Here is a 5,191-nt window from a genome sequence, read left to right as displayed (position 1 = left end):
TCGACCACCGTCGGAATTTCTCACAACCGAGGTTTCGATCATTCCTCAGCACATGGATAAATAACACTACTTTACTTTGCCAAAGTCAAGATCAATCGGAGTATCTTTCTCCGTCAGACCTGGTGGAGATGTCGGCCCATAGATCAATTCCTAATTGCGTGTCGGGCATACCGGCCAGCGGATAGGTCAGCGCCTGGATCATGGCGTTGAGATGTTTTTTCGCGGTGGCCCAGCTTTCGCCGGTGCCGGAATCGTCGGCCTGGTCGGGATCGACGTACCAATTGGGCATGAGCGCTCTCCAAGCGCCTTCGCTTCGTGCATCCAGACACGTTGTAAATCCGGAAGGCGAATAGGAAGATACCCCCTGTACCTTTCCCGCCGGTATGGATCCTTCAAACATTTGGTAGATAGGTAGTCAAGTTCGGCGACTCGTTGGGAGCGACCATACACCCCCTGCTCCTTCGAGGGCCTGGGGGGGACCCGTGCCCCAACGAGTGGCCGCGATGCATGCCCAGTGGGGAGTTGCGCCGTCGAGCACCAGTACAGGGGAGGCGAAGCCTCGCGGCAGCCGGACCGTAACCAACAGCAGGAGGGGGTGCGATGGAAAGAGTATTCGGGTACGTCGGTATCGATTGGGCCACGGAGGCCCACCAGGTTTGTGCGTTAGATGCTCAGGGCGCCGTTCTTTGGGAGCGATCCGTGCCCCACAACGGCGACGGCTTGAGCTTGCTGGCCGACCAACTGACCGCGTGGGCCGCGGGCTCCCCGTCGGCGATCTGGGTGGCCATCGAGGTTCCGCGCGGCGCGGTGGTGGAGACGCTGCTGGAGCGCGGCTTCTCCGTCTTCTCGATCAATCCCAAACAACTGGATCGCTTTCGCGATCGCTTCTCGGTGGCCGGGGCGAAGGACGACCGGTTGGATGCGCGCGTGTTGGCCGACTCCTTGCGTACCGACCAGCCGCGTTTCCGGCGTCTGCAGGTCGAACCGCCCGACGTCATCGAGTTGCGCGAGTGGAGTCGCTTGACCGACGAGTTGAAGCAAGAGCGAACGCGGTTGACCAATCGCTTTCGCGAACAGCTGCGACGGTACTTTCCTCAGGCGGCGGAACTGACCAACAACCTCGCCGAACCGTGGTTCTTGGACCTCTGGCAACGGGTACCGACCCCGCAAGCCGCGCGGCGCGTGCGGGTCGCGACGGTCCGCGCCATTTTGCAGGCCCACCGCATTCGTCGCCTCTCGCCGGTCGAGGTGTTGGCGTGCCTCAGGCAGCGCCCCGTCGTCGTCGCGCCCGGCACCGCGGAAGCCGCACAAGCGTACCTTCAACTGCTGTTGCCTCGCCTGCGCCTGATTCTCCGCCAGATCGCGGAGGCGGAACGCCGCTTGGACGATTTGCTGCCCGACGTGACGACACCGGCGCCCAATGACAAGCAGCGCGACGCGACCATCCTCCGTTCCTTGCCGGGAGTGGGAAGAGTGGTCCTCGCCACGCTGCTCTCGGAGGCCTCGCAGCCTCTCGTCCAACGAGACTACCACACCTTGCGCGCCTTGTGTGGCGTCGCGCCGATCACGAAACAAAGTGGCAAACGGCGCGTGGTCGTCCGCCGCATGGCCTGCCACCCGCGATTGCGCGAAGCGCTCTATCACTGGGCCCGCGTCGCCTGCCAGCACGACCCCGCTTGCCGCTCGCGCTATGCGGCCTTGCGCCAGCGCGGTCACACTCACGGTCGGACATTGCGGGGTATCGGCGATCATCTTTTGTACGTCACCTGCACGCTGTTGCGCAAAGGAGAACTCTTTGATCCCGGTTACCGGCGGAACAACCAGCAAACCCCGGCGGCCTGAGAAAAAAGACCCCCAAAAGTCTTTTTTCTCCGCCGCCGTATCCTATTGACAACTGGTGGGGAGTCCCCCTCCTAATTTGTCAAGAAAAAAGTTTTTTATAATTCATTTTTATTTAAACACAAAACAACTCCATTACTTCGTGTTTGCGCTAAATGCGGATGGGATAAAGAGAATTTTGATGAAACAATGGCGAGCCGATTTGTGCAAGAGGCTTAAATGCGATGTATGGACGAGAGCATCTCCATCCGTATTCACACCGCTTTTATCAGGGCGGGTGAGGACACCCGGGCTCCCCGGAAAAATTCGCCTTTGTATTTATGGAGTAGCGTACTTAGCATCATTTCGAAAGCGGAAAAAAGGGTTATTCGTCGGTTTTCGGCCCGCAGAACGAATAGGGGTTGAATACCTCACCGGTGAGGCGCTGGAATTTGGTGCGCAGCTCGAGCAACGATCCGTTCAATTCCTTGACGACCTTTTCGAGTTCCTCGGCGCGCCGTTGGTTTTCGGCGGCGGTCATCGACCCGCGACGCTTGACGCGGCCCAGAATTTCCTGGGTTTCCTGCAACCGCGTGTCGAGCAGGCAGATGCGCCGCCCGATTTCCTGGGCCTCATTGCTGTAGTTTTTCGCCGGCGGCGCCTGGTCGTTGGCCTTGCCGCCCTGGGCCGGCCGGTCCAGGTGGTGCGACCACTTATCCGCCATCTCCAGCGGCAGGGAGGAAACCAGGCGACCGTCGGCCTCGCCGGTCAGGCCGTCGGAAAACGAGCGGGCCTGATCCTGGTAGCACTTCCACTTGGCCCGCTCTTTTTCCTTGTCGCTTTCCTCAAGCGAACCGCAGGATTTTTGGACGGTTTTTTGCCAATCGGCCAGTCGTTCGGTGATATCGCGCAGCCAGGCGGGCGCCAGCAGTTTGCCGGAGCCGGGAAACGGCAGGCAGGAGTTGGTTTCCGTTTCGCAAACGCACTCGCCGACTCCCTTTTCCAGGGTGTCGAGCGCGGTCTCGAAATCCCCGTCGCGGACGGCTTGCCGCCAGCGCTCGTGATCGAAGCAGTTTTCGTCGGCGGCCGCAACCAATCCGGCCCCGAGCAGGCAGAATAAGACGAAGAAAAACGGCAATCGCCTGAACATGGACTATTCCTCGCGCACGAGACGGCCCGCCTGGTCGAGATACACGGTGCGCGCGAGATATCCCTGGGCGTCGAAGTGTCGCCGGCGCACGGCATAGCCGAAAACCGGATGATCCGCGAGCCGGCCCGCGGAATCCAGCAGCATCCGCTCGACCTCGTTGCCGAACTCGTCGTAGGTATAGACAGTGCGGGCGAACCGAAGGTTCATCCACGGTTTGAGTTCGCCGCCCGGGCCGTGTGTGCTGATCTCGGTGCAATAACCGCGGCGATCGTAGCGATACTGAATCGCGGCGATGTCGTTTTTCGGATTTTCCATCGGCTGGCCGGCGACATCCAGGTAACGCTCCTCGATCACGTTGCCGTGGAGATCGTAACGCCATTCGATCGCGGCGACCGGATCCTTCGCGCCCGTCACCGGCTGGCCCGCGGCGTCGAAAAACGCCCCGCGAACCGGCCGTCCCTGGTGATCGAAGGTCCAGCGGATTTCGGCGGCCCCGTTCTCGGCGCTCACGGCGGGCTGCCCCTGCGCGTCGAAGTAGCGTTCGGCGGTCCGCCAACCGTTTTCATCGTAGACCCAATGGACTTCCGCGACGCCTTTGACCGGATCGGCCAGCGGCCGGTCGGCGGCGTCGAAATAGCGCTCGATCCGCGGCAGGCCGTTTTTTTCGTACCACCGGCGGACGACCGCCGGAAATTTTCCCCGCGCGAGCACGGGCGCGCCCGTGGCGTCGAGGTAGCGCCGCTCGGTTTCCCGCCCGTCCGCGTCGTATTGGTATTTGATCTGGGCGTAGCCCGTTCGCGACGAAACCGCCGGGCGCTCGTCGAGGCCGTATGACAGTTGCGATGCGGGCCGCCCGGCGGAATCGTATTCCCACCAGACGCCCGCGACGCCGTTTTTATCGAGTGCCGGCTTGCCCTCGCCGTCGCGATAGATCGTCCGGATCAGCCGGCCCGCCGCGTCGTAGCGCCGGCCGACGGACGCGACGCCGTCACGGTTCGTCGCCGGCTTGCCCTGGCGATCGAAAAACGCGGCGTCGGCGATGCGGCCCGCCGCGTCGAGCGTGAACCGGTACTCGGCGACGCCCGTTTCGTCCTCGATCGGCCGGTCGAGGTGATTGCGATTGTGTTGCGCGACGACCTGCCCGCGTTCGTTGCGCTCCAGCACGATGCGGAAGACGCCGCCGGCGCTGGCGACCGGGCCGCCCAGCCGGTTGGCGAACGAGCAGATTTCGCGGCCCGCTTCCTCGTGCAGACGAATCCGCGCCACGCCGAACAACGCGTCCGCGTCGGCGGGCTGGCCGCGTTCGAGATACCGGTAGGTCAGGAGATTTTCGGTTTTCTGCAATTCGTAGCACGGCAGGTAGCGCGCCTCTTTCGCCGCCAGCGGCTGCTCGCCGAGCAGGCGTTGGGAGGCGTCGAAGCGAATTTCGCGGTAGTAGTCGACCCCCGCGCAGCCCGCGATAAAAAGCAGGAGCGCCAACCCGGCGGGCAGAAAAAACCATCGCGTTCCGCGTTTCATGTGTGTGTCCGCTCCCCGCGGCCCGCCAAAAGAAAAACCGCCCGGAGAGCAAGGCTCTCCCGCGGCGTCGCGGCGCCGGCCGCCGATCGTCAGATTTGCTTCATCACCTGGCTTTTGGGCGCGATGCGGGTCTGCCGGCCGTCGCGCGATTCGAGCAGCCCCGCCTTCGGATCGACGACGCGGAGCAAGGGCCCCAGGTTGTTCGCGCCCGACAGCACCTGCCGCACGTAATCGCCGGGCTTGGCCTCGTGCAGGCGGATCTTTACGCCTTCCTCGAAGGCGCCCTGCTTGGGCTTGGGCACGCCGCCCGAGCGCCCGCGATCGATCTTGTCCAGCAGGCTTTCCTCGGGTATCTGGTTTCGCCAACTGTCACTGCGGCTCATCGCCACCTCCCCGTTCGCGTTGTTAGCTATAAATGTACCACGCGCCGCCGATTTGCAATGTGGGCTTGCCCGAGCCGATGGCGCCGATGCCGCCCTTCCGGCCGTCGGTGTAGATGCGCAAGGAAATATCCGCGCAATGAGGCCGATTCCAATTGGATTTAGCGATTTTTCGGTAGATCGCTTATTTGTTTCGCCAATAGAAATCGATGGCGCCCTCGTTGGTGTGCACGGCCACGCCGGGACGATTTTGCGAGTCGTAATCCAGAATATATTTTAGTGGAGTCGTGTGTTCCGGGACGTCGACCAGTTCCTCATGCCAGGC

At 62.4% G+C, this 5,191-nt stretch carries 6 protein-coding genes; 1 reads left to right on the top strand and 5 read right to left on the bottom strand.

The window, feature by feature from the left end:
* Window positions 1-91: 91 nt before the first annotated feature.
* Window positions 92-289 (bottom strand): hypothetical protein, encoded by a 198-nt coding sequence (locus GX444_20785; protein ID NLH51020.1) that lies wholly within the window; start codon window positions 287-289, stop codon window positions 92-94.
* 311 nt (window positions 290-600) lie between these two features.
* Here GX444_20785 and GX444_20780 point away from each other — a divergent pair, with 311 nt between their 5' ends.
* Complete coding sequence (locus tag GX444_20780; protein NLH51019.1) at window positions 601-1,842, top strand: IS110 family transposase; 1,242 nt, start codon at window positions 601-603, stop codon at window positions 1,840-1,842.
* 361 nt (window positions 1,843-2,203) lie between these two features.
* On the opposite strand, the gene GX444_20775 is transcribed toward GX444_20780, so the two are convergent.
* The 4 genes from GX444_20775 to GX444_20760 all read right to left on the bottom strand — a co-directional run.
* Entirely contained in the window at window positions 2,204-2,968 is a 765-nt protein-coding gene (locus tag GX444_20775) for a hypothetical protein (protein ID NLH51018.1), read from the bottom strand.
* Window positions 2,969-2,971: 3 nt separating this feature from the next.
* Window positions 2,972-4,486 (bottom strand): RHS repeat protein, encoded by a 1,515-nt coding sequence (locus GX444_20770; protein ID NLH51017.1) that lies wholly within the window; start codon window positions 4,484-4,486, stop codon window positions 2,972-2,974.
* 89 nt (window positions 4,487-4,575) lie between these two features.
* Window positions 4,576-4,869, bottom strand: coding sequence for a hypothetical protein (locus GX444_20765; protein ID NLH51016.1), 294 nt, complete (start codon window positions 4,867-4,869; stop codon window positions 4,576-4,578).
* A gap of 181 nt (window positions 4,870-5,050) precedes the next feature.
* A partial coding sequence (locus tag GX444_20760; protein ID NLH51015.1) for a hypothetical protein occupies window positions 5,051-5,191 on the bottom strand: 141 nt, incomplete at its 5' end.

It is taken from the genome of Myxococcales bacterium, from assembly GCA_012517325.1.
Classification (GTDB): Bacteria; Lernaellota; Lernaellaia; order Lernaellales; family Lernaellaceae; genus JAAYVF01.
Note: the sequence above shows the minus strand (reverse complement) of the source record. Positions and strands in the feature narration are given on the sequence as shown.